This is a genomic window from Bacillus sp. z60-11, assembly GCF_046464135.1.
Classification (GTDB): Bacteria; Bacillota; Bacilli; order Bacillales; family Bacillaceae; genus Bacillus; species Bacillus sonorensis_A.
Genome location: NZ_JBIYSN010000002.1, coordinates 183599 through 205388 on the forward strand (window position 1 = coordinate 183599; position 21790 = coordinate 205388).

20 protein-coding genes and 1 other annotated feature are annotated in these 21790 nt (G+C 45.8%); of the genes, 5 read left to right on the forward strand and 15 right to left on the reverse strand.

Annotated features, from left to right (window positions below; translation table 11 throughout):
- Positions 1-55: 55 nt before the first annotated feature.
- From ACINLD_RS07680 to ACINLD_RS07690, 3 genes are all read right to left on the reverse strand, one after another.
- A complete protein-coding gene (locus ACINLD_RS07680) occupies positions 56-781 on the reverse strand; it encodes a poly-gamma-glutamate hydrolase family protein (protein WP_077736540.1) in 726 nt (241 codons plus the stop codon).
- 432 nt (positions 782-1213) lie between these two features.
- The gene (locus tag ACINLD_RS07685) at positions 1214-1996 is read right to left on the reverse strand and encodes an SDR family NAD(P)-dependent oxidoreductase (protein WP_026587749.1); all 783 of its coding nucleotides are present in this window, start codon (positions 1994-1996) and stop codon (positions 1214-1216) included.
- A 10-nt stretch (positions 1997-2006) separates the two neighbouring features.
- The gene (locus ACINLD_RS07690) at positions 2007-2960 is read right to left on the reverse strand and encodes an MBL fold metallo-hydrolase (RefSeq protein WP_026587750.1); all 954 of its coding nucleotides are present in this window, start codon (positions 2958-2960) and stop codon (positions 2007-2009) included.
- A 144-nt stretch (positions 2961-3104) separates the two neighbouring features.
- Positions 3105-3307 (forward strand) — a binding site (T-box leader).
- A gap of 44 nt (positions 3308-3351) precedes the next feature.
- Here ACINLD_RS07690 and proC point away from each other — a divergent pair.
- On the forward strand, positions 3352-4173 hold the full coding sequence (gene proC / locus ACINLD_RS07695) for a pyrroline-5-carboxylate reductase (RefSeq protein WP_410206966.1): 822 nt from the start codon (positions 3352-3354) through the stop codon (positions 4171-4173).
- Positions 4174-4208: 35 nt separating this feature from the next.
- Here proC and ACINLD_RS07700 read toward each other — a convergent pair whose 3' ends face one another.
- Positions 4209-5831, reverse strand: coding sequence for a M20/M25/M40 family metallo-hydrolase (locus tag ACINLD_RS07700; protein ID WP_077736539.1), 1623 nt, complete (start codon positions 5829-5831; stop codon positions 4209-4211).
- A 133-nt stretch (positions 5832-5964) separates the two neighbouring features.
- Between ACINLD_RS07700 and namA the strand changes: the two genes are divergently transcribed.
- Both namA and ACINLD_RS07710 read left to right on the forward strand, forming a co-directional pair.
- Positions 5965-7035 carry an NADPH dehydrogenase NamA gene (namA, locus tag ACINLD_RS07705; protein ID WP_236251272.1) on the forward strand — a complete coding sequence of 357 codons (1071 nt, stop codon included), beginning with the start codon at positions 5965-5967 and terminating at the stop codon, positions 7033-7035.
- Positions 7036-7163: 128 nt separating this feature from the next.
- Positions 7164-7931 carry an alpha/beta fold hydrolase gene (locus ACINLD_RS07710; RefSeq protein ID WP_026587754.1) on the forward strand — a complete coding sequence of 256 codons (768 nt, stop codon included), beginning with the start codon at positions 7164-7166 and terminating at the stop codon, positions 7929-7931.
- A gap of 38 nt (positions 7932-7969) precedes the next feature.
- Here ACINLD_RS07710 and rpmG read toward each other — a convergent pair whose 3' ends face one another.
- Both rpmG and rnz read right to left on the reverse strand, forming a co-directional pair.
- Positions 7970-8119 carry a 50S ribosomal protein L33 gene (gene rpmG, locus ACINLD_RS07715; protein ID WP_006637447.1) on the reverse strand — a complete coding sequence of 50 codons (150 nt, stop codon included), beginning with the start codon at positions 8117-8119 and terminating at the stop codon, positions 7970-7972.
- Positions 8120-8238: 119 nt separating this feature from the next.
- Positions 8239-9159 (reverse strand): ribonuclease Z, encoded by a 921-nt coding sequence (gene rnz / locus ACINLD_RS07720; RefSeq protein ID WP_026587755.1) that lies wholly within the window; start codon positions 9157-9159, stop codon positions 8239-8241.
- Between the two features lie 246 nt (positions 9160-9405).
- Here rnz and zwf point away from each other — a divergent pair, with 246 nt between their 5' ends.
- On the forward strand, positions 9406-10869 hold the full coding sequence (gene zwf / locus ACINLD_RS07725) for a glucose-6-phosphate dehydrogenase (RefSeq protein ID WP_035428361.1): 1464 nt from the start codon (positions 9406-9408) through the stop codon (positions 10867-10869).
- Positions 10870-11111: 242 nt separating this feature from the next.
- On the opposite strand, the gene ACINLD_RS07730 is transcribed toward zwf, so the two are convergent.
- The 9 genes from ACINLD_RS07730 to brnQ form a co-directional block, all read right to left on the reverse strand.
- Positions 11112-13094, reverse strand: coding sequence for a TRAP transporter permease (locus tag ACINLD_RS07730; protein ID WP_026587757.1), 1983 nt, complete (start codon positions 13092-13094; stop codon positions 11112-11114).
- The gene (locus tag ACINLD_RS07735) at positions 13087-13614 is read right to left on the reverse strand and encodes a DUF1850 domain-containing protein (protein WP_236251139.1); all 528 of its coding nucleotides are present in this window, start codon (positions 13612-13614) and stop codon (positions 13087-13089) included. Before ACINLD_RS07735 ends, ACINLD_RS07730 begins: the two co-directional genes overlap by 8 nt.
- A gap of 83 nt (positions 13615-13697) precedes the next feature.
- The gene (locus tag ACINLD_RS07740) at positions 13698-14693 is read right to left on the reverse strand and encodes a TAXI family TRAP transporter solute-binding subunit (RefSeq protein WP_026587759.1); all 996 of its coding nucleotides are present in this window, start codon (positions 14691-14693) and stop codon (positions 13698-13700) included.
- 399 nt (positions 14694-15092) lie between these two features.
- Positions 15093-16070: an ornithine cyclodeaminase family protein gene (locus tag ACINLD_RS07745; RefSeq protein WP_077736538.1), complete on the reverse strand. Its 978-nt coding sequence runs from the start codon at positions 16068-16070 to the stop codon at positions 15093-15095.
- A gap of 76 nt (positions 16071-16146) precedes the next feature.
- A complete protein-coding gene (locus ACINLD_RS07750; RefSeq protein WP_077736537.1) occupies positions 16147-17328 on the reverse strand; it encodes an NAD(P)/FAD-dependent oxidoreductase in 1182 nt (393 codons plus the stop codon).
- Positions 17325-18557 (reverse strand): NAD(P)/FAD-dependent oxidoreductase, encoded by a 1233-nt coding sequence (locus ACINLD_RS07755; protein WP_077736536.1) that lies wholly within the window; start codon positions 18555-18557, stop codon positions 17325-17327. Before ACINLD_RS07755 ends, ACINLD_RS07750 begins: the two co-directional genes overlap by 4 nt.
- The gene (locus tag ACINLD_RS07760) at positions 18550-18891 is read right to left on the reverse strand and encodes a (2Fe-2S)-binding protein (RefSeq protein ID WP_026587763.1); all 342 of its coding nucleotides are present in this window, start codon (positions 18889-18891) and stop codon (positions 18550-18552) included. The genes ACINLD_RS07755 and ACINLD_RS07760 overlap by 8 nt, the downstream gene beginning before the upstream one ends.
- Positions 18888-19157: a (2Fe-2S)-binding protein gene (locus ACINLD_RS07765; RefSeq protein ID WP_026587764.1), complete on the reverse strand. Its 270-nt coding sequence runs from the start codon at positions 19155-19157 to the stop codon at positions 18888-18890. Before ACINLD_RS07765 ends, ACINLD_RS07760 begins: the two co-directional genes overlap by 4 nt.
- An 83-nt stretch (positions 19158-19240) precedes the next feature.
- Complete coding sequence (gene brnQ / locus ACINLD_RS07770; RefSeq protein WP_077736535.1) at positions 19241-20596, reverse strand: branched-chain amino acid transport system II carrier protein; 1356 nt, start codon at positions 20594-20596, stop codon at positions 19241-19243.
- A 602-nt stretch (positions 20597-21198) separates the two neighbouring features.
- On the opposite strand from brnQ, the gene ACINLD_RS07775 reads away from it, so the two are divergent.
- Positions 21199-21747: a helix-turn-helix domain-containing protein gene (locus tag ACINLD_RS07775; protein ID WP_077736534.1), complete on the forward strand. Its 549-nt coding sequence runs from the start codon at positions 21199-21201 to the stop codon at positions 21745-21747.
- Positions 21748-21790: the final 43 nt, after the last annotated feature.

The window sequence follows — 21790 nt, forward strand, 5'->3', positions numbered from 1 at the left end:
CATGATCACCCTCTGCTTGACGTCTTGTCTTTAATGTAGCCTAAATATACATTCTTTATTTCAATCTTTCTTCCAACACTTCTTTGATGACTGCTACATATTCATTAAACCGTTCATTCGACGTGCTTTCTCTCGTCTTCAATCCGAACCGCGCAAAAAAAGCCTCCCGCTGAGGAGTGCTGATCTCCAATTGAATGCTTAATCCCGTTTTACATTTATTATTCAGATTGTCCGGATCTGTCCCGGCAAATTTGTGGTCTTGATCCACCAGTTCAGCCGAAAAGCCATGCTCCTTCAGCGCCTTGGTGATGGCCTGTCTGCCTTTTTTGTCCGTTCCCCCGACAAGGGTATGTTCTTCCGTATCCTCATATCCATGAAAAGCCAAAATATAGTTGTGTGCGCTAACCGCTTCCAGCGCTGTCGGCTCATCGAAATGATTGCTCGTAATGTGCAGATCCCAATTTTGTGACGGCTTTATTCCTTCAAACAAATAGGTTGAATACTCATCGCTGAACGCCCGGACAAGTTCGCTGACCCCGCCTTCAATCCCGCCGCCGTGCGGAGATAAAACCAGGAGATCCGTTCCCATGTCGGTATATTCTATACGATAATCCTCCCCTTCTATTTCGTTTTCAGCAAGCTCGGCAAAGTTTACGTACTTATCCAAAGCCGCCGACGCTTTATTGTCCAGCGGAAATTGACAAAAGACGCATGTGCATACTCCCATGATCAACCCGATGATGCAACGTTTTTTCATCACTTGGTTCCATTCTTCCCGCACTGTTTGAAACTCCTTTTTAGCGTATTTTGTTCTCGTCATTCTTCCTTTCATTTCGGCATTTTCATAATATGGTAAAAATTTACTGATACCTTTCGTCCATTTGCCATTTTATATGTCGATTACAGCGGAATGAAACCGACCTTTACCTTATTTTTAAAAAGCGGCCCCGCCGTGTTTCCAGACGCACCGGAAGTGTTTCGAGACGCTGTTTTTATATCGATCGCCTCACACGGCCTCGGTGCCTTCAGATCACAGGTCGCCGAAGCTTGAACAGCTGAAGCGCTTCCATTTTTTTAAAGGGTAAAAGTCTTCCTGCTTTTATATGATATTTTGCGTCCCTCATTCTCTGATGGAAGGGAGTAAACCAATAAAAAAAACGGATTTGCCTTGGGGCAAATCCGTTTTTTTAGAACCCGCCGAATGCGGTTCGGACTACTTTTTATAAAAAGCGCTGCGGCCAGCCCTTTCAACAAGAGCCGGAAACAGCTGGTATAGTTTGCTGACCGCGTTCATCCAGCGCGGCAGATTGATTTCACGCTTGTTCGTCATCATGATCGAAACGATTTTCAACGCCACTTGATCGGCGTCCAGCATCCATTTCCCGACGCTTTCCACATAATCACCCTTTTTATCGGCTGTCTTGAAAAAATCGGTCTTAATCGGACCGGGATTTACCGTAGTCACATGGACTCCTGTTCCGGCAAGCTCCATTCTCAGACTGTTGGAGTACCCAAGCACCGCATGCTTTGTCGCAGCATAAAGACTTGACTTCGGGGTAGAAATTTTGCCGGCCTGTGAAGCGATATTGATGATGTGACCGCTGTTTTGCGCGATCATACGCGGGAGTGCCAGCTTCGTGCAGGCAATCAGGCCAAAGACATTCACTTCAAACATCGCTTTCATATCTTCAAGAGATGATTCCAAGGCCGGCTCAAAGATCCCGAAGCCCGCATTATTGACGAGAATGTCAATCGGCCCGGCCTCTTCGAATGCCGCTGCAATTTCGTCCGTCCGGCTGACATCCAGAACGATCGTCCGGCACTTTGCATGGAGCTCGGTCGATATTTTTTCCTTCAATTGGTCAAGACGCTCTGCTCTGCGCGCCGCGAGAATCACTTCCGCTCCTGCCGCTGCGGAATAATAGGCGATCCGTTCGCCAAGTCCGCCTGAAGCGCCTGTGATCATAACCCTTTTGTCTATTAAGCTTTTTTTCATCCTTCTTCACCTACTTTGTACGATAATATTGAATTCCGATTCTTTCTTCGCTTGTGATGCGGCCGCGCGCCGCCAAATCGTCAAGCTGGCCGACCGTTTCAGACATTGTCAAAAACAGCTGCTTCTCATAAACCGAGGAAAACAGCTTCCGGCACAGGTCAAATGCGCTATGAGGTCTTTCCGCAAGCATGCGGTATACCTCGTCCGCCCTGTTTTGCTGCTTTTCCAGCCGCTTGGCGATCAGCTCCCCAGCATCATAAATCCTTTCGCCGTGGCCGGGGAAAATCACCTGTAATGGAAGCTCAGGCAGGCGTTTGAGTGATGATAGATAATCCAAAAGCGGCGTCGGACGCTCTTTTCCTTCTTGCGGCATTTCCAATAAAGGGTTGGAAGAAGACGGTTTCAACAGCAAATCTCCGCCGAACATGCTGCCGTTTGTTTCATGATAAAGGACGATATGTGAAGCTGCATGCCCCGGTGTTTCAAGAACCCGCCACCCTTTGAGCCCGTCAATCCGATCGCCTTCTGAAACGGTTTGCGTCAACGACCGTTTACACGAATACCGGTACGACTGCTTGATCGCGAGGCTGACTGGACTGATATCAACCGGGACGCCGAGCTTATGAAACAGATATGTAAAAAAGGACTGCTGTTTTTGGATAAAGGCGGGATTTTGGCTGATATACGGTTCATTATAGCGATGGCCGATGATCTTGATCCCGTCGGGCAATTCATCCAATAAACCGGCATGGTCTGCGTGATGATGGGTCAGCACCACCTGGTCAATATCGCTTACCGTCAGACCGAGTTCGCCGAGCTTTCTTGTTAAAATCCCGGCAGCTTCCTTTGTTTTCGGGCCTGCATCAATCAGTGTCAGCGCCTCTCCTATCACCAAATAAATGTTGACGTCTCCGATCGCAAACGGAGTCGGCAGCGAAACGGGGATAATACGTTCTTCTGTCATCATGTTCTTCTCCTATCCTGCAAATTGACGTTGATCATATTTTACCTTTTTCCCCCTCGTGTGTCATTTTTGCTTCACCTGCCTGTTGACATACGCTAGCCCCTCATTGCATAATGAACAACAAATATATGATGCTGATCATAAGAAGACGCAATGAAGAGGAATAGTAAACAGGCAATGGTTAAAGAGAGTGAAATTCCCGGCTGAAAGATTTCACAGCCCGCTTTCCTGTTGAACCTGCCCTCAGAGCGCTTAGGCAAACCTAAACGTTTCCCGCGTTACGGGACAAGAGCTGAGCATGTCATATGCTAATGAAGGTGGTACCGCGAAACCTTTTCGTCCTTTAAGAAGACGAAAAGGTTTTTTGTTTTTTTAAAAGGAGGACTTAAAGATGAAACGAATTGGATTTATCGGAGCGGGTTCGATGGCCGAAGCGATGATGAAAGGACTTGTCAAAAACGGTGCGGTTGCGCCCGGTCAGATTGCCGTTACAAATCATTCGAACAGCGTCCGGCTCAAAGAGCTTGAAGAAACGTACGGAGTGCGCGGCGAAACCGATACAGCAAAAGTCATCGGCTTTGCAGATACACTTGTGTTGGCGATGAAACCGATAGACGCCGCAGACGGGATTGCCGCCATTGCACCGCATTTAAAAGAAGAACAGCTGCTGATTTCGATTCTTGCCGGCATTCCGATTGATACAATTCAGCACTACACAGGAAAAGAACTGCCGGTTGTCCGGGCGATGCCAAATACGTCGGCTTCCATTCAGCAATCGGCGACAGCCCTTGCGGCCGGCCCGCTTGTTTCAGCGGCGCAGATTGAGGAAGCCTCGGCACTTTTTGCGACGATCGGCAGCGTCACAATCGTGGAAGAAGCGGCACTCGATGCGGTGACAGCCATCGCGGGAAGCGGTCCGGCTTTCGTTTACCGTTTTGTGGAAGCGCTGGAGGCGTCGGCCCGGGAGTTGGGTCTTGATGAAGGGACGGCGAAACAGCTGATCACCGACATGATGGCGGGAGCAGTCAAAATGCTGGAAACCGGAAGAGACCCGTCTCTGATGCGAAAGGACATCACAAGCCCGGGAGGTACGACGGAAGCCGGCATTCGGGTTCTCGAAGAGCTGCAATTTGAACAAACGGTCATATCGTGTATAAAAGAAGCCGCACACCGTTCTCAAGAGATCAGAAAGCAGTTTGCCGTCCACATATAAAAGCCGGAACGAATCAAAACCGTTCCGGTCTTCCTTTAAAGCTGCACATTACTAGATAGCAATCTCTGAATTGCAAACTGAAGCAGATCGGGCAGTTTCCCGAATGAAAAAGGCACATGAAGGCGCTCCGTCCATTTATGAGGATCTTTGCCGACGGGTCCGATGTTAATAACCGGCACAAAGAGCGCATTCTCTTGTCCGGAAGGCAGTGAATAGCCATGATTAAACAGCGGCATGTTGTCTGTAAAAGCGGAAATCGACTGTTTTTGCAGCTGAAGATAGCTTAGATCCGAAAGTCCAGGGAAATATTGAATTTCCTGAAACTCAAAGCCGTACCGCTCCTCCGCATAGTCCGTCACTTCGCCGATCACCTTGCGGATGAGCGGGTCGTCTTTTGAAGAAACGGCAGGGTAGAACGGCGGACTGTAAAATAACACGATCATGGGGGTGTCATCTTTGCAGAGCGAAGCCAGGTCGGAAACCAATTTCGTGGAAAAATCGCGATCGCCAAGCTCTCCTCTGTTGGCGAACGCAAAATGAAGAATCCGCTCCGCCTCAGCCCTGCCGGCTTTTTCTTTTGCTCTATCCCACAATTCGCCAAAGGTGAGGACGGAGATGGTCCGCTCAATTGGCGTAAAAGCGGCGAACCGCTGAAAGTCCAGTGCTTTCCGTTCCATATTCGCTTTGATGTTAGCGGCCGCTTTTTTAGCGGTATCCATGAGCAGCTGATGAAGCTCCTCTGCCGAACGCTTCATCGTCAGCACATTGAACAGCGACACGGCCGTATGCGGAGTCTGTACAGAGTAGGCTTCCTTTAAATCTTTTTGCATCAGGTTGACCGGAGGAGGTGTCACCTCTCCGTCGACTTCTTCGCAGTAGTCCGCACTTAATTCAAGGAGCCGGTTGATTTCCGATACCATCAAATTCGCGTTCAAGCCTGAAAACGGCTCGCCTACATGCGTTTCAATCCCTTTGCAGAAAAATCCGGCGAGCACTTTGCCGATGCTTCCCGAATAGACGTAGTGCTTCGGGTCCCCCGGGTATTGTTCAAACATCGGTTCGGAGTTTAAACAGGATGTATATTGCAGGTCAAATGCTTTTTCCCACGCTTTCAGCGTCGGCACAGCTTCAATCATCCCCTGTGAATTGACTTCTTCATCCGGTACGGTGATGAGAAGAAGGTTTCCGTCGAACTCGCCGTTCATGGCCCGTTCAAGCATGGATAACTGAACGGTAAGACCCGCTTTCATATCCATGCTCCCCCTTCCGAACAGCCACTCGCCGCTTTCCAAGTCTTTTTTGACCCGATCGGGCAGCGATTCTTTTTTTTCCGTCAATGCATCCATCAGTTCCGGCGGTTTGCATGCCATGTGCTGAAATTCCCCATAATCCGCTGTATCAACGACATCAAAGTGGCTGATGAGCAGCACCGTATTTTTTTTCGTCGACTGTTTGACAAGCGCTGTCAAAAACCAGCGTCCGTCTTTCATCGGATGAAGCTTCAAATGCTCCGGATGCTTTTGAAAATATGACCGCTCCTTTAATACATTGTACATATACTCTGCAAGCGCTACTTCCCCAGCCGTACCGGATATGCTCTCATATTGAATGAGAGAAACGAGCAGCTGCTTTAGTTCCTCCTCTGTCTGCCATTTCATGAAGCAAGCCTCCTCTTCTGATTGCCGAAGATATATTCGAAATCATATGTTGATAAAAATAGAATAATAGACAATTTTATTGTACAGAAAATTGGTATATACGGAAACGACTTGAGCAGTTTATATGACGAGGATGGTCAGAATTGGTATAATCGTTTCGAAAACTTACGGGAGGCGAAAAAGATTGAGTAATCGAAAACTGTTTACACCATGGAGCTTAAAAGGGGTTACAATAAAAAACCGTATCGTCATGTCGCCAATGTGCATGTATTCCTCCCATGAAAAGGATGGGAAAGTGCAGCCGTTTCACATGACGCACTACATAACACGCGCCGTCGGACAAGTCGGGCTGATTATGGTTGAAGCCACCGCCGTCAAGCCTGAAGGAAGAATTTCCGATCAGGATTTAGGAATCTGGGATGACAAACATATCGAAGGCCTGGCCGCTTTAACATCGCAAATCAAACCTTACGGCAGCAAAACGGCGATTCAGCTGGCTCACGCCGGAAGAAAGTCAGAAGTTGACGGGGCCATCTACGGACCGTCTGCGATTCCTTTTGACGAAAACTCCCGGACACCTGTTGAAATGACAAAAGATGATATAAAAGACACCGTTCTGGCATTTAAAAAAGGCGCGGAACGCGCGAAAGCTGCGGGCTTTGATATCATTGAAATTCACGGAGCCCACGGCTATTTGATCAACGAATTTTTATCACCTCTTTCCAACAAGCGCGAAGACGAATACGGCGGATCTCCGGAAAACCGCTACCGCCTGCTTCGCGAAGTGATCGACGCGGTAAAAGAAGTATGGGACGGTCCTTTATTCGTGCGCGTTTCAGCTTCTGACTATCAGACAAACGGCCTTGATGTAGCCGATTACGTCGGCTTTGGCAAATGGATGAAAGAACAAGGCGTTGATTTGATTGACGTCAGCTCCGGTGCAGTCGTACCTGCTAATATCAACGTATTCCCTGGATACCAGGTCGGCTTCGCCGATACGATCCGTGCACAAGCGGACATTCAAACAGGTGCTGTCGGTTTGATTACAAACGGATTGCAGGCGGAAGAAATTCTCCAAAACGGCCGCGCAGACCTCATTTTTGTAGCAAGAGAGCTTCTCAGAGATCCGTATTGGCCAAAAACGGCGGCAAAACAGCTGAATACAGAAATCGAAGGACCTGTTCAGTACGGCAGAGCCTGGTAAGCAGCAAACTTTAAAAAATATCCCGTTTTCCGCGGGATATTTCTTTTTTTCCATTCCGAGAGAAACGATCCTCCTCTATTATGCGTCTTTCCTAGTAGAACACCATATACAGAGAGAGGATGACCTCCATGAATCCAAATATTATGGAAAAAACATATACAGTTGAAGGGTGTAGATTTCATACAAAACATCGCAAAGGAAACAGTTGCGCCACCATTATCTTTGAAGCGGGCTACGGTTTTTCTTCGGATACATGGGCGCCGATTTTACCGGATATAGACGAAGATCTCGGGCTTTTTGCATATGACCGCGCCGGCCTTGGAAAGAGCGGACCGTCCCGCAAAAAAAGGACGGCGGATCAAATGGTGAAGGAGCTTATAGGGCTCCTGGATGCAGCAGAGGTTAAGCCGCCATACTTGTTTGTCGCCCATTCCTTCGGCGCCGTCATCGCCAGACTTTTCGCAAGTCGTTTTCCCGATGACGTCGTCGGCATGGTCCTGCTCGACCCCGCATGTGAAGACCAGGAGCGGAAAGTGCTGCCCCTTTTGCCTGAAAAAGCGCGCGAAGACTACTTCAATCAATTTTCTCTCGAAGCTTCACATGAAGAATTTGAGCAAAGCCTGAACATGCTGAAACAGGAAGAAGATCATTTAGGGACCATCCCTTTACTCGTCCTTTCGGCTGGAAAACGGACGCCTGTTATGAAAAAAGCCCATCAAGAATGGCTGAAGCTGCACAGCCGGCTGTTGTCGCTTTCACATCAAAGCGGCTGGATTCAGGCGAAAAACAGCTCTCATTTGATCCACCTTGATGAGCCCCATATCGTTCAGCTCGCCATTTATGATGTATGGTATGCCGCACAACAGTACGGTTTTACGTACCAAACCGCTAATTAATATAAAAAACCAGCAGGTCAGAGACCGCTGGTTTTTGATTATTTTGTTTCACGATGGATCGTGTATCTTTTCAGACGCGGGGAATATTTTTTCAATTCCAGCCGGTCCGGGTTCGTGCGTTTATTCTTTGTCGTGATATAATTTCGATCTCCTGTCTCAGTGCATGCCAATGTAATTTTAACTCTCATGCTGATCCTCCTTAAAACGTAATCATTACGCTTTATTATACAGGACTGCGGCTTCTTGTCAACAAAAAAAGCTTCTGAAGTTCCTGATTAGCGGAACAAGAAGCTTTTTTCACCGTCTGTCATCTGTTCACATCAAACTCATAAAAGTCATAAGCCGCCGTGCTGTTTGGAAAAACCTCGCGTGCTTCATCGACCAATTCACTGACGCTTTCCCCCTGATATCTGGCGCTGATATGAGTAAGAATCAATGTCTTGGCGCCGGCTTCTTTGGCCGTTTCGGCAGCCTGCTCGGCTGTGCTGTGATCATAATCACCGGCCAGTTCCCGGTCGCCTTTGGCAAATGTCGCTTCATGCACGAGCACATCAGCTCCCTCCGCCAGCAGTCTTACATTATCACACGGCTTCGTATCTCCGGAAAATGCGACTATCCGCCCCTTTTTCGGCGGGCCGATAAAGTCCGGACCATGGATTGTCCGTCCATCTTCCAGTGTCACCGTTTCACCGTTTTTCAATTTTTGATAGACCGGTCCCGGGGAAACCCCGATCTCTTTTAAGGCTCCGGCATCAAGAGCCCCGGGTATATCCTTTTCCTGCACCCGGTATCCGAAAGCCGCTATTCCGTGAGAGACTCGTTTTGCCGTTACGGTAAACTGGTCGTCTTCAAAGATTGTTCCCTCTTCAATCTCCTCGATGACCAATGGATACGTGACATACGTTCCCGTGACTTCGAGCGCGGTTTCAAGAAACGTTTTGATTCCTTTCGGCCCGTAAACGGTCAGGCGGCTCTCCCCTCCTTGAAAAGAGCGGCTGCTGATGAGGCCCGGCAGTCCGTATACATGGTCCCCGTGAAGATGGGTGATAAAGATTTTTTCGATTTTTCTCGGTTTAATGGATGTATGTAAGATTTGATGCTGTGTGGCTTCCCCGCAATCAAACAGCCAGACAGACCTCCGTTCTTCCAAAAGCTTCAGTGCGACAGATGTCACATTTCTTGTTTTTGCAGGAATACCTGCCCCCGTTCCTAAAAATAATAATTCCAATATCCTTTCCTCCTGTTGCTGATCAACATCTTACCTACAAGCATACAGGAAGTCGAAAAAAAAAGAAATGCAGGCCTTTTAGCGTACATTCAGCCTCGATCCTGAGCACAATTCCCCGCCTGTTTTCGGTAAACTTTTCATATGAAATCAGCTCAAATGTTTGCTTTACAGGATTATTAGCTTTAAAATGAAGAAAATAAACTTATGCTCGAAAAAGTGAGGTACGTTTAGTTGAAAAAAGATCAAATGCAACCAAAAGCAGTAATCGTTATATTTGGCGCAACAGGGGATTTGGCAAAACGAAAACTATATCCATCCATCCACAGGCTGTATGAAAACGGCCAGATCGGCAAAGAATTTGCTGTCGTCGGCGTTGGCAGACGCCCGTGGACGAATGAAGACCTCCGCGACACCGTTCAGCAGTCAATTTCGAAATTTCCGTTGAATGAGAAGGATGTAGATGAGTTCACCTCTCACTTTTACTACCATCCGTTCGATGTGACAAACCCAGGCTCATATCAGGAATTAAACAGCCTGTTGGAAAAGCTTGAAAGTACATATGATATTCCGAATAACCGGATGTTTTATTTGGCGATGGCGCCTGAATTCTTCGGAACCATCGCGAAGTTTTTAAAATCGGAAGGCGTCACTTCCACAACAGGATGGTCGCGGCTTGTCATCGAAAAACCGTTCGGCCACGACCTGCCAAGTGCAAAAGCATTGAATCAGGAAATACGCGAAGCATTTACGGAAGACCAGATTTATCGGATCGACCACTACCTTGGCAAGCAAATGGTGCAAAACATCGAGGTCATCCGCTTCGCCAATGCGATATTTGAGCCGCTCTGGACAAACCGGTACATCTCGAACATTCAAATTACTTCTAGCGAAGATTTAGGTGTTGAAGACAGGGCGAGGTATTATGAAAAATCGGGTGCGCTGAGAGACATGGTGCAAAACCATATTCTTCAGATGGTGGCGCTTCTTGCGATGGAACCGCCAATCAAGCTGAATACCGAAGAAATCCGCAGCGAAAAAGTCAAGGTGTTCAGAGCCCTCCGCCCGGTTCAAAAGGACGAAGTCGATCAATTTTTCGTGCGCGGGCAGTATGATGCAGGTGTGATTGATGACAAGCAGGTTCCCGCCTATCGCGATGAGCAAAATGTGGCGAAAGACTCCAATACGGAGACATTCGTTGCAGGAAAACTCTTGATCGACAACTTCAGATGGGCCGGAGTGCCGTTTTACATCCGAACTGGTAAACGAATGCAGAAAAAATCGACGCAGATCGTCGTGCAATTTAAAGATATTCCGATGAACCTTTACTACGGAAACGGAAATACGATGCATCCAAACCTTTTGGTCATCCATATCCAGCCGGATGAAGGCATCACCCTTCATTTAAATGCGAGAAAGCTTGGCGGCGGCACATTTGCACAGCCGATTAAACTCGACTACTGCCATAATTGCGGCGACGGGATCAACACGCCTGAAGCTTATGAAAAGCTGATTTTGGACTGTCTGCACGGAGACGCGACAAACTTCGCCCATTGGGATGAAGTCGCCCTTTCCTGGAGCTTTGTCGATGCGATCTCACAGCATTGGGAAGAGAACAAAACACTTTCTCCAAACTATGAAGCAGGTTCTATGGGTCCTAAAGCTTCCGACGATCTTCTCGCCAAAGACGGCTTCCATTGGTGGCCGCTTTAATACAGCAAAACAGCCTTCAAATATGAAGGCTGTTCAGATTGTTGACAAAATCCCAAAACGGATTTTAGTTTTGGGATTTTGTCATCCTTCTTTCAGCGTGATTGAAAACCTTTGCAGTCTAGGAAGGCCGAGCATCGGAGCGGAGCGAATGTTGCAATTCGTGAGCACCGACGCGCAGGCCTGACAACGAATGCGAAGGTTTGTCGACATGCTGAACAGCCTTCAATATGAAGGCTGTTTTTTTACGCTTTTAAAGCCGAAACTTCTTCCGGGCGGCTTCTGTCCCGCTTCCACATGAGCTGAAGGACGAACAGGAGAACGAACATTCCGAGCCCGATCAAATCTGTATATCCTTCGGGATAAATCAGCAATAGACCGCTAAGCGCCGCCCATATTCTTTCATACCAAAACACTTTTCTCATCCAGAAGCCGATCATCCCGGCCCCGATGGCAATCATCCCTGACAATGCGGTCACAATCACCCAGATGATCTCATACCAGTGGGCATCTATCATGAGAAGCTCCGGTGACAGGACGAATATATACGGAATAATAAAAGCGGCGATGGCGAGTTTGGCGGAATTGATTCCGGTTTTGATCGGCTCCCCTCCCGCAACGCCCGCCGCCGCAAAAGCGGCCAGGGCAACAGGCGGGGTGATGTCCGCCACAATGCCAAAATAAAAGACAAACAGGTGGGCCGACAGATCCGGTACATTCAATAAGATCAAGGCAGGCGCGGCAATCGTGGATGTGATCACATAGTTCGCCGTTGTCGGCGACCCCATTCCGAGGATCAAAGCGGCGACCATCGTCAAAAAGAGTGAAGGCAATAATGCGCCGCCCGCCAAGTCGAGCAGTCCGTTTGCCAGCTTAAGCCCGAGCCCCGTCTTTGTAACGACGCCGACGATAATCCCGGCTGCAGCCGTTGCCGCGGCCACTGAAAGCGCCATTCTCGCCCCTTCAGCCAAAGCGAGCACAATCCCTTTCAGCCCCAGCCTCGTTTCTTTGTTGAAAAAACCGACAACAATAGCCAGCACGATCGAGTACAGCGCGGCATGCATGACGATGATTCCCGACATGAGCAGCAAGACGACTGAAATGATCGGCAACAGGAGGTAAATCTTTTTAAATACTTCCTTCCGATTCGGCATCTCTTCTTTTGATAGCCCCCGCAACCCCAGGCGCTTCGCTTCAAAATGCGTCATTATCCAAATGCCTGTAAAGTAAAGAACAGCCGGAATCATCGCCGCTTTTGCAATATCCCAATACGTAATCCCGCCGCCGATGAATTCCACCATTAAAAAGGCGGCCGCCCCCATAATCGGAGGCATCAGCTGTCCGCCAGTCGATGCGGACGCTTCAACGGCACCGGCAAACTCCCTTTTATAGCCAAGCTTTTTCATCATCGGAATCGTAAACGACCCCGAAGTGACGACATTGGCAACGGAGCTGCCGCTGATTGTTCCTTGAAGGGCGCTGGAGAAGATCGCTACTTTGGCGGGCCCGCCCGTGCTCCTTCCGGCGATGGCAACGGCAAGATCGTTAAAATATTGCCCCACTCCTGTTCGGACGAGAAACGCGCCGAACAAAATAAACAGGAAGATAAAGGTCGAGGAAACAGCAAGAGGCGTTCCCAAGATCCCTTCTGTCGTAAAATACATCGTTTGGACAAGCCTTTCCAAAGTCAGCCCGTTGTGAGACAGAAACCCCGGCAGATAGGAGCCGTAAAGCCCGTAAAGAAGAAACAAGCCGGCGATGATCGTAATCGGCAGGCCGACAGCCCTTCTTGTCGCTTCCAATACCAAAAGGACAGCCAGAAGACCGACATAAAAGTCGGTGGTTGTAATCAGGCCGATGCCGCCGACAATCGTTTTATAATTGATGACCCAGTAGGCGCCGACACCGGCTCCCATAACGGCTAACAGACAATCATACCAGGCCACTTTAAACTTGCCGGTTTTCCGCATGCGTTTTGTCGCCGGAAACAAGAGAAAGATCAGACCGAGCGCAAATCCTAAATGGACGGACCTTTGAATTTGAGCCGGAAAGACCCCGAAAATGGCTGTATATAATTGAAACAATGAAAATGCGAGCAAACCGATAAATGATATGGCCCCCGCCAATCCCTTCAGCTTTCTCGTTCCCTGTTCCGGATCGTATTTTTCCAGCAGTTCCTGCTGCTCTTTTTCAGAAAGTTCAGCAATGTGCTCCTTTTGCTCAGCCATTTATCTTCACTCCCCTCAATTGTTGCAAGACATTTAATTTTTGAACGGACATCCTTGTCCATGAGCCGGGGCGGATATACCGTTTTAATTCATGGACTTTGCCGTTGTACCTGATCCGGTGGTTCGCCCTGACTCTCCCGATTCTCATATCGATATATGGGAATGTCCGCTTCATATTGGAGATGGTGTATATGCCGTTTTTGATGACGAGCTTTTCCCCTTCTCCCGCGTTCGCCGGCATTCCGACTGCCGGATCATGATAGCTCAAAGCTGTTTGTCTGATCTTTTTGTTCTCCCATACATACGATTCAACCACCTTTGTTTTGTGGATGGAATGCGTATAGATCACATCAAAGTTTTTCTTCTTTTGGAGGGGAAGAAAAGCGATGAGATCACCGCTGTCTTCTTTCATGAATACAACGGCCGGCTGATATGGTATCAAACATGCTGCAATCGCTATGAAGATAAATGATAATGCGGCCAGCCCTTTCACCAGCTTCTTTTTTCTTATTTTTTCCACATCCTCATACCGAACAGAAAATCGATAGACCGTCGTTTCACCTAAAAGCGGTCTATCGATTTCGGGATGATTCCCGGTCAAAGTTATTCGTTTGGCTTTTCGATCCCTTTTTCTTTGTAATACTTGGCTGCCCCCGGATGGATCTCGATATCGCCCAATCCTTCAAGCGCTGTTTCCGGCTTGATAAACTCGCCCTTTGCATGATTGATTTTATCCGCTTCAAAAAGCGCTTTTGTCATCTTGTAGACGGTGTCTTCATCCAGCTTGTCGGTCGCAACAAGCATCGCTTTGACCGCCACTGTGTTCACATCTTTGTCGATCCCGTACGTTCCGCTTTTAATCGTATCCTTCGCATAAAACGGATATTTCTCCATCAGCTTTTTCTGTTTGTCTTCTCCAATGTTTAAGATTTTGATTTTATTTTGTGCAGACAGCCCTTCAACTGCCCCTGTAGGCGTTCCGGCCGTAATAAATGCAGCGTCGATCGCACCGGACTGGATGCCGTCGGTTGATTCTTCAAATGAAAGATTTTGCGGTTTGATATCGTCAAAGGTAAGCCCGTGGACCTCCAAAATCTGCTTGGCGTTGATGTTGACCCCTGCGCCCGCTGCGCCCACGGAAACCGTTTTTCCTTTTAAGTCTTCAATAGAATCGATCCCGCTTTTTTCCGTCGTCACAATCTGCACCGTCTCCGGATAAAGGGCGGCAATCGCTTTGATTCCGTCAATTTTTTCTTGAAACATCTCTTTGCCCTCTACGGCATAAGTGGCAATGTCAGTCTGAGAAAAAGCGACTTCAGCTTCCCCTTTTTGCAGAGTGGCCATATTTTCAGCCGATGCCCCTGTTGTCTGTGTGGTAAATTTGTCTCCTGTCGCATCCTCCCACAGATTTGCAAACTGCCCGCCAAGCGGATAATATGTACCGCCGGTTCCTCCTGTAAGCAGACTGTAGCTTCCTGATCCTTTTGACGCAGATCCCCCATCCTTATTTCCTGATGCATTGTCGCTTCCGCACGCGGCCAATCCCATGACAAGCGCCAGCATCAATACTAACCATGATAAGCTTTTCCACTTTTTCATTCATTCTCCCCCTTTGCTTGTTGGACAAATAACAATTCTATCGTACCATGAAAATTGGATTAATTGTCAATATATTCTTTCATTTCTAATTCTTTAGTCAATTTTATGAGCGACCGGTTCTTAATATGCCATGTCCGCGGCAAAATCCGTTCACCGGTCTAGGTTCGTCCAACCAACCACAAAATGGAAGTTTATTTACAAAGAAAAAATTAAAACCTGATAAAACGTCATCTTCTCAAGGACACGAAAAAGTGACCCGAGATAAAAGGACAAGTGAACCTGGAGCCAACGGTCTGCCGCACACTAAAAATGAGCATCCGCCTCCAAAAAAGAGGAAGATGCTCATTCGGTACATGATCACTTTGATATGAAATAAAGGAGAAAAATCATTTATGCAGCTTAAAAAGGAATATGAATCCCAACCTTATGTTCAATAGCCTTTTGATAAAAATATTGAGCGACTACAATATCCACAACAGCTAATCCAACTGATTTAAAAACAGTGATTTCTTGATCATCGACTCGTCCGTTGCATTCTCCGCTTACAATTTGCCCAAGCTCTCCGTAGATGTCGCCAGGCTTAAAAACGCCTTCGCTTATCGGAACTTGTAAATCACCAGTCTCCTCTAATGCTGCTTCACTAGATTCCACTACGACTTTATCGGCTAGAGACATGACATGAGATGGCAACTCTTGCATTGCTGGTCTAAATGAACCTACTGCATTGACATGAACCCCCTGTTTTAATGGCTCTGAAAATACCGGTGTTGTAGAATTTGTTGTCGTTACAATAATGTCAGCTTCACGTACTGCTTCATCCGGGTCTGAATAGACGCGTACTCGTTTATTAAATTTCTTTTTAATATATTCGCTAAATTGTTGTGCTTTTTGTTCTGTTCGGTTATAAAGTAAAACCTCTTCAATGTCTCGAACAGCGAGTACAGCTTCAACCAGACCTTTTGCTTGTTCCCCTGTACCGATTATACATAGCTTTTTTGAATCTTGGCGGGATAAATATTTCGTTGCTACACCTGATAAGGCGCCTGTTCTCATCATCGTTAAATAAGAGCCTTCCAAAAGAGCGATTGGTTCTCCTGTTTTGAAGTCTGACAACATCACAACACCATTGATCGTTTTCTTCCCTAAGGTCTTATTATGAGGCGCTACGGTGACTATTTTTAATCCAAGGGTCCTGAGCTCTTCAGCTACCGAAGGCATGACCAATGCAGTATTTTGACCATGATCAAACTGTAATGAGGCACGAATCGGTGTAATTGTTCTTTCTTCTGAAAATTCTTTCAATGCGACAGCGGCGCTTTCAATGATCTCATTCATATTGACTAAACTTTTTTGTTCATCAGCGTTTAAGATTAACATGTTTTTTCATCCTTCCCTGCAAATTGCGGAAGACTCATTCCGTTCTTTTGTTTCTGGTATGGTGTCTTCATGACGATCACTGCTTGACATGGACATTGAATCTGTCATACCGGAGTGGTTCAATCGAAATCGATGTATCATGTTCATTGATCATTTCTGAAATGACTTGACCTGTAATCGCCGCTAAGCTTATGCCGTCCCCTTCATGTCCCGCTGCTATATAAAATCCCGGCACCTTTTCAACATGTGAAATAATCGGAAGGTGGTCAGCGGTCCACGGCCGTAATCCCGCGTATGTTCTGATCACCGTCATATCGGCAATTTTAGGGTAAAAACGAACAGCTCTTTTGGCGATACATTTCATCACTTCATGATTCACTTTTGTGTCATATCCATTAAATTGACGACTGCTGCCAATTAAAAAGTTTTGGCTTTCGGTAGGCTCGAAAACCAATGCAACTCCGTATTGATCAGTTAAGGGATCCACTTTCCTCTCCCCGCCAAATTTTGAAATAAGGTAGCCAAATTCCATGACATTTCTTAATCCAACAGACTGTTGTCTAGAAGCAACCATGACCTGACCTTTACGCGGCTTTATTGGAATGTCTATACCGAGCATCTCTCCAATAAACGGAGCCCATACCCCGCACGCATTGACAACCTTATTCGCTGTAAAGGTTCCGTTATTTGTCTCAATGACAAATTGATTGACTTGATTTTGATAAAGCTGTTTCACTTCCGTATTCGTATGTACTTTCGCTCCGAATTGTTGGGCACGGTGAATCATCGAGTATGTGAGCATATAGGGACTGACGATCGAATCAGTCCTGCACTCAAGCCCGCCTGGGAGATCGTCTGAAAAGTAAGGAGATTCATTGCGCAAGTCTTCCCGATCCAACAGTCGAAAATCCAGGCCTGCATCTTGTTGTTGCCGGACCCATTTTTGTGCAGCTTCCATTTCCGTGTCGTTTTCACAAACTAAAACACTGCCAGGGTTCCGATATTCAAATGGGATTTCAAGCTCATGGCTTAATTCATGCACCAATTGTTGACTTTTTAGAGCCATTTGACTATCAAAGCCAGGATCCTTATCCACTGCTAAAATATTTCCATCGCATTTAGAGGATGTTCCACTCGCCAATTCATTCTTTTCGAGAACCGTAATATCCAAACCGGATTTTGAGCAATAGTAAGCGATCGCTGAACCGATAATTCCACCCCCGATGACAACAACATCGCGATGAAATGTGCTATTCATGTGACCCCGCCTCCTAGACTTCTTTTAGTAGATTGATAAACTTCCCATTGCTGTGAGATTTTCTTTCTTCCGGCCTCTATTTTCGGGTGGAATTGTATATACGCACGATTTCTGATCTGTTCAGTCATTTTAATAGAATCTTGAATCTCCATATCCAATCCTTTCTTTCCGGCGCGGTGTGCAATTGATAAACCTGCCGTTTTCCCCTGTGCAGCAGCAACCTTTGCTCCTTCAATACCCGTAATGTTTCCCGCAACATACAGTCCTTCTAAAGGGCTTTCCATCCTTTCATTATGTAAAGGGACATAGCCTCCCAGTTCTTCCACTAAATAAAATGGACAACCTGCAACTGCCGCTAATTCAGCTAATGGGTATAAACCTCCGGCAATACAAACGAAATCCACTTCAATCTGTTCCTCACTGCCATAAACGACTTCCCCATCGGCATTAATTGTTGCTATTGTCACGCCTTCCACTTTATTCTCGCCATAAATCTCGATGACAGCTTTTCGAAGTTGAATGGGAATGCCCCACATCTTCACTCCTTTTTTAGGGTATAACTGAACGCCCAATTTTTTCATAAAATCATTCTTCATGAATTTGCTGCCATAGCGAACAAGTCGAGACGGAGCCATATGGGAGACATGAAGAAGTGAATCCATGACTTCTCCTGGATGACCGGCACCCTTTGTCATACCGTTCATCTTTGGTAAAGTGAGACAAGCGATCTCTACGCCAGCTAGTTGTAATTCCATAGCAATGGCAGCCGAGAGAACATTCACACCGATTATCACCCCGCGCTCCCCGGGCTTGATCCGATGAACATTTGTCATCACCTGTGCGGCCCCAACCGACATAACGCCGGGTAATGTCCAACCGGGTACAGGTAGAGGGGATTCGGCTGCACCGGTTGCTAACAACAAATGATTGGTATGAAATGTTTGTTTTTCCGTATAAACAACCCAGCGTCCATTTGATTTCTCGATATGATGTACCGCTACATTTAAATGAAATGTCACGCCAAGCTTCACAGCTTTTTCATATAATGCAGCTGATTCTTTCATCCCATTCCACCAAGACCCATTCGGTTCTTCATAAAGCTGTCCGAGCAACCTGCCGCCAGCTTTCATATATTCATCAATGACGACAACATCCACTCCATTTTCTGCACAAGTCACTGCCGCTGTTAAACCTGCAGGTCCGGCGCCTATAATCATCGCATTATCCATTTCCCAGTCCTCCATCTCCTTTACTGGCTGGTTGCAGTCCGCCGCTGCTTTCAACAACCATTCCCTCTTTAAGAGGTGTAAGACATGCCCGGATCCCCTGTTGACCGTCTACCGATACTCTACACTCATAACAATGGCCAATATTACAATAGATACCTCTTGGTGACCCGCTCTTTTCGTGATGTCGAAGCGTGCGAATTCCATTGGCTAAAAGTGCCGCTGCCAAAGATTCATTTTCCAGCCCTTTGTAGACCTTATGATTAAATGTAAAGGAAACATCATGATCATCCTCAATTTTTCCGAGTATAGGGTGGTTTAAGATTCTGCGCGTCATCGATCTTCCCCTCCTAAATTTTTAAAGCTAACCGGTCGTATAGGCGGCTGATATTTCAATGATACACATGTCGGATTTTGATGATTCGCTGCCGCCGCTATTTGATCGACAATAGTCCGGCATGTTCTTCCGCCGCAATAGCCCATGCCCGCCCTCGTACGAAGCTTTAATTCCCTGGACGAGCATTTATACCTGGCGGCTGTAGTCTCCAATTCCTTGAAACTGACTTCTTCACACCTGCATATAATCATTTCATCTTCTTTCATTGGAAACACCTCAATTTATACTTGATGAATACGGGATGAAACCGGAATGATCGTTAGACGGTTACAATCTTAAATGAACGATATCAGGACACTTCTTCATTCCCTATATCAAGCTTTCTTTCTTCCGATTTATTCAAAACAGCGATAATCATACCGATAACAGCTCCAATCAGTCCAGTTATGATCCATCCCGCCCCGATATGAAACAGCGGGATGAAGGAAAAGGTTTGACTAATAAAATCCGCAAAAATATTTGCTTCTTTTAAAGCATCTAACAATGCGACAAATCCACTGCCAATAATTGAACCGATATATACGGATTGATAACCTTTGAATAGATTATTGATGAAGGAAAGAACAATTAACGTAATCGCTATTGGATATAAAAGAAGGAGAATTGGCGACGCTAACTCAAGTATTGTGTTCAAACCAAAATTGGTAATGATTAAACTAACAACAGCTAAGAGCACTACCCATTTTTTGTAAGAAACTTTCGGGTAGATTCTATTAAAATATTCTGCTACTGATGATAAACATGCTATGTTTGTTGTGATTCCGGTTAAAAATATAACAGTCCCTATTAAAAATACTCCGCCATATCCAAACAAATGGATTGCACTTTTTGCCAACACTTCTCCGCCATTGCTGGCATATCCAATCGCCTCAACACTCGATCCTCCTATCCAGGCTAAAGATAACTGCAAAAGCACCAAGCCAACGACCGTTATCATTCCTGCTTTCATAAAAACAACGGATATTTCTTTTTTCCCTTCAACTCCCACATTTTGAATCGATTTAATGAAAATTCCTCCGAATGTAAACGCGGCAAGAACATCCATTGTATAATATCCTTGAACAAACCCTTTAAAAAACGTATCTTGTATATACGGTTCTTTCGGTTCACCAAAGCTCCCCATTGGGGTCATCAATGACTTGACGATTAAGATGATTAAAAGCGTAACAAATATAGGCGTTATCATTTTCCCCAACCGATCGACAAACTTACTTGGGTTAAGAGAAAGCAAAACAGTCATGAGAATAAACAGAAAAGAAAACAGAAATAAGAAAGCATGATTTGATTGAACCCTCTCAGTGATGACAGGGTTTACCGATATCTCATATACGACTGATGTCGTTCTTGGAATGACGTAGATGGGTCCTAAGGTTAAAAAAAGAGCGATCGAAAATATCATCCCGAACTTTGGATGTACTCTTGACGCAAGCTTCTCTACCGTACCTCCCGAGATGGCTAATGCGATAATGGCTAATAAGACGAGTCCGACACCTGTAATCAAAAACCCTGACATCGCAATCCATGTGTTCGTTCCTGCAAGTTGACCGACCATTGGTGCGAATATGGTGTTACCGGCCCCGAGAAACATCGCAAATAACATCAGACCGATAGCCATAAGTTGTCCTGCCGACAAAGTATTTTTCATTTAAAGTCCCCCTTATCATGTAAAGAACCTCTCTCTGCATATCATCCATCTCCCTTTGTAAACGCTTTAATTTGATGCAGAGAAAATAAAAACGGTTAGCCATCACAGTGATACCTTATCCATGAATTGAACGGACACTAAAATCAACATTTAAAAATTTAAGTGACAATTAAATTTTAGACTAAAAATAATAGATAGAAGGAAACGCTAATAAAATAACTTCACCTCCTAAAGTCCATATTTTAAAACAAATTAAATTTTTAAGTGTCACTTAAATTTTAAGTGTTGATGTTATTATACTTTTCATTTTCTAAAAATTCAATCATTTAATGATTTTTCTTAAAGCATATCTTTGGTCACAGTTGTTTTTAAATATGAGAGGTAAAAATGAGATAACTTCACTTTCCAAGGTCGACATGTTAAAATTAAGAATAATTAAAAATGGATTCTTTTAAGCAGTGGTTAAATTATAAAATGAAACAAATCGGGTCGACAACTGCTTCGTGAGAACATATTACAGACGATTTCTTTTGACAAAGTTTTTTGAACCCGGATCTCTGTAATGTTGAACAGACCAGCAGCTTATTTTTTGGGGGTAAAAAATGGATTCAGATGTAGGACATTTAATTAAAAGGCTCCGCAAAGAGAAAAAAATGACATTGAAGGAAGTCTCCGAAATAACAGGCTTATCGATCAGCTTCATATCCCAGGTAGAACGTTCTCTATGTTCCATTACATTGCTTTCCTTACGAAAAATATCTGAAGCTCTCGGGGTCAGTCCCAGTTATTTCTTTCCCGACAATATACAAATTGACAAAAACATGATTAGACGAGCTTCTGACAGACAAGTTGAACATAAGACATCCTTTACCTATTCGGATCTATCCGGCAATGTATCGAACCCCTTGTTTGTGCCCATTTTCGTTACCCTGATGCCTGGTGATAAAAGAGGCATACCTTTTTCTCATGAAGGGCAGGAATTTATTTACGTCATCGAAGGCATGATGACGATCATTTTTGATGACGTAGAATACGATCTTTTCCCCGGGGACAGCATCCATATAGAATCAACCAAACCTCACAACTGGTTTAACAAAACAGACAAACCTACGAATTTTATATTTGTTAGTGCCGCCCCCTCTCGTGATTGATTCCATATCTCAACAAGTGTCTTACGGGACAAGCAGTGCAAAA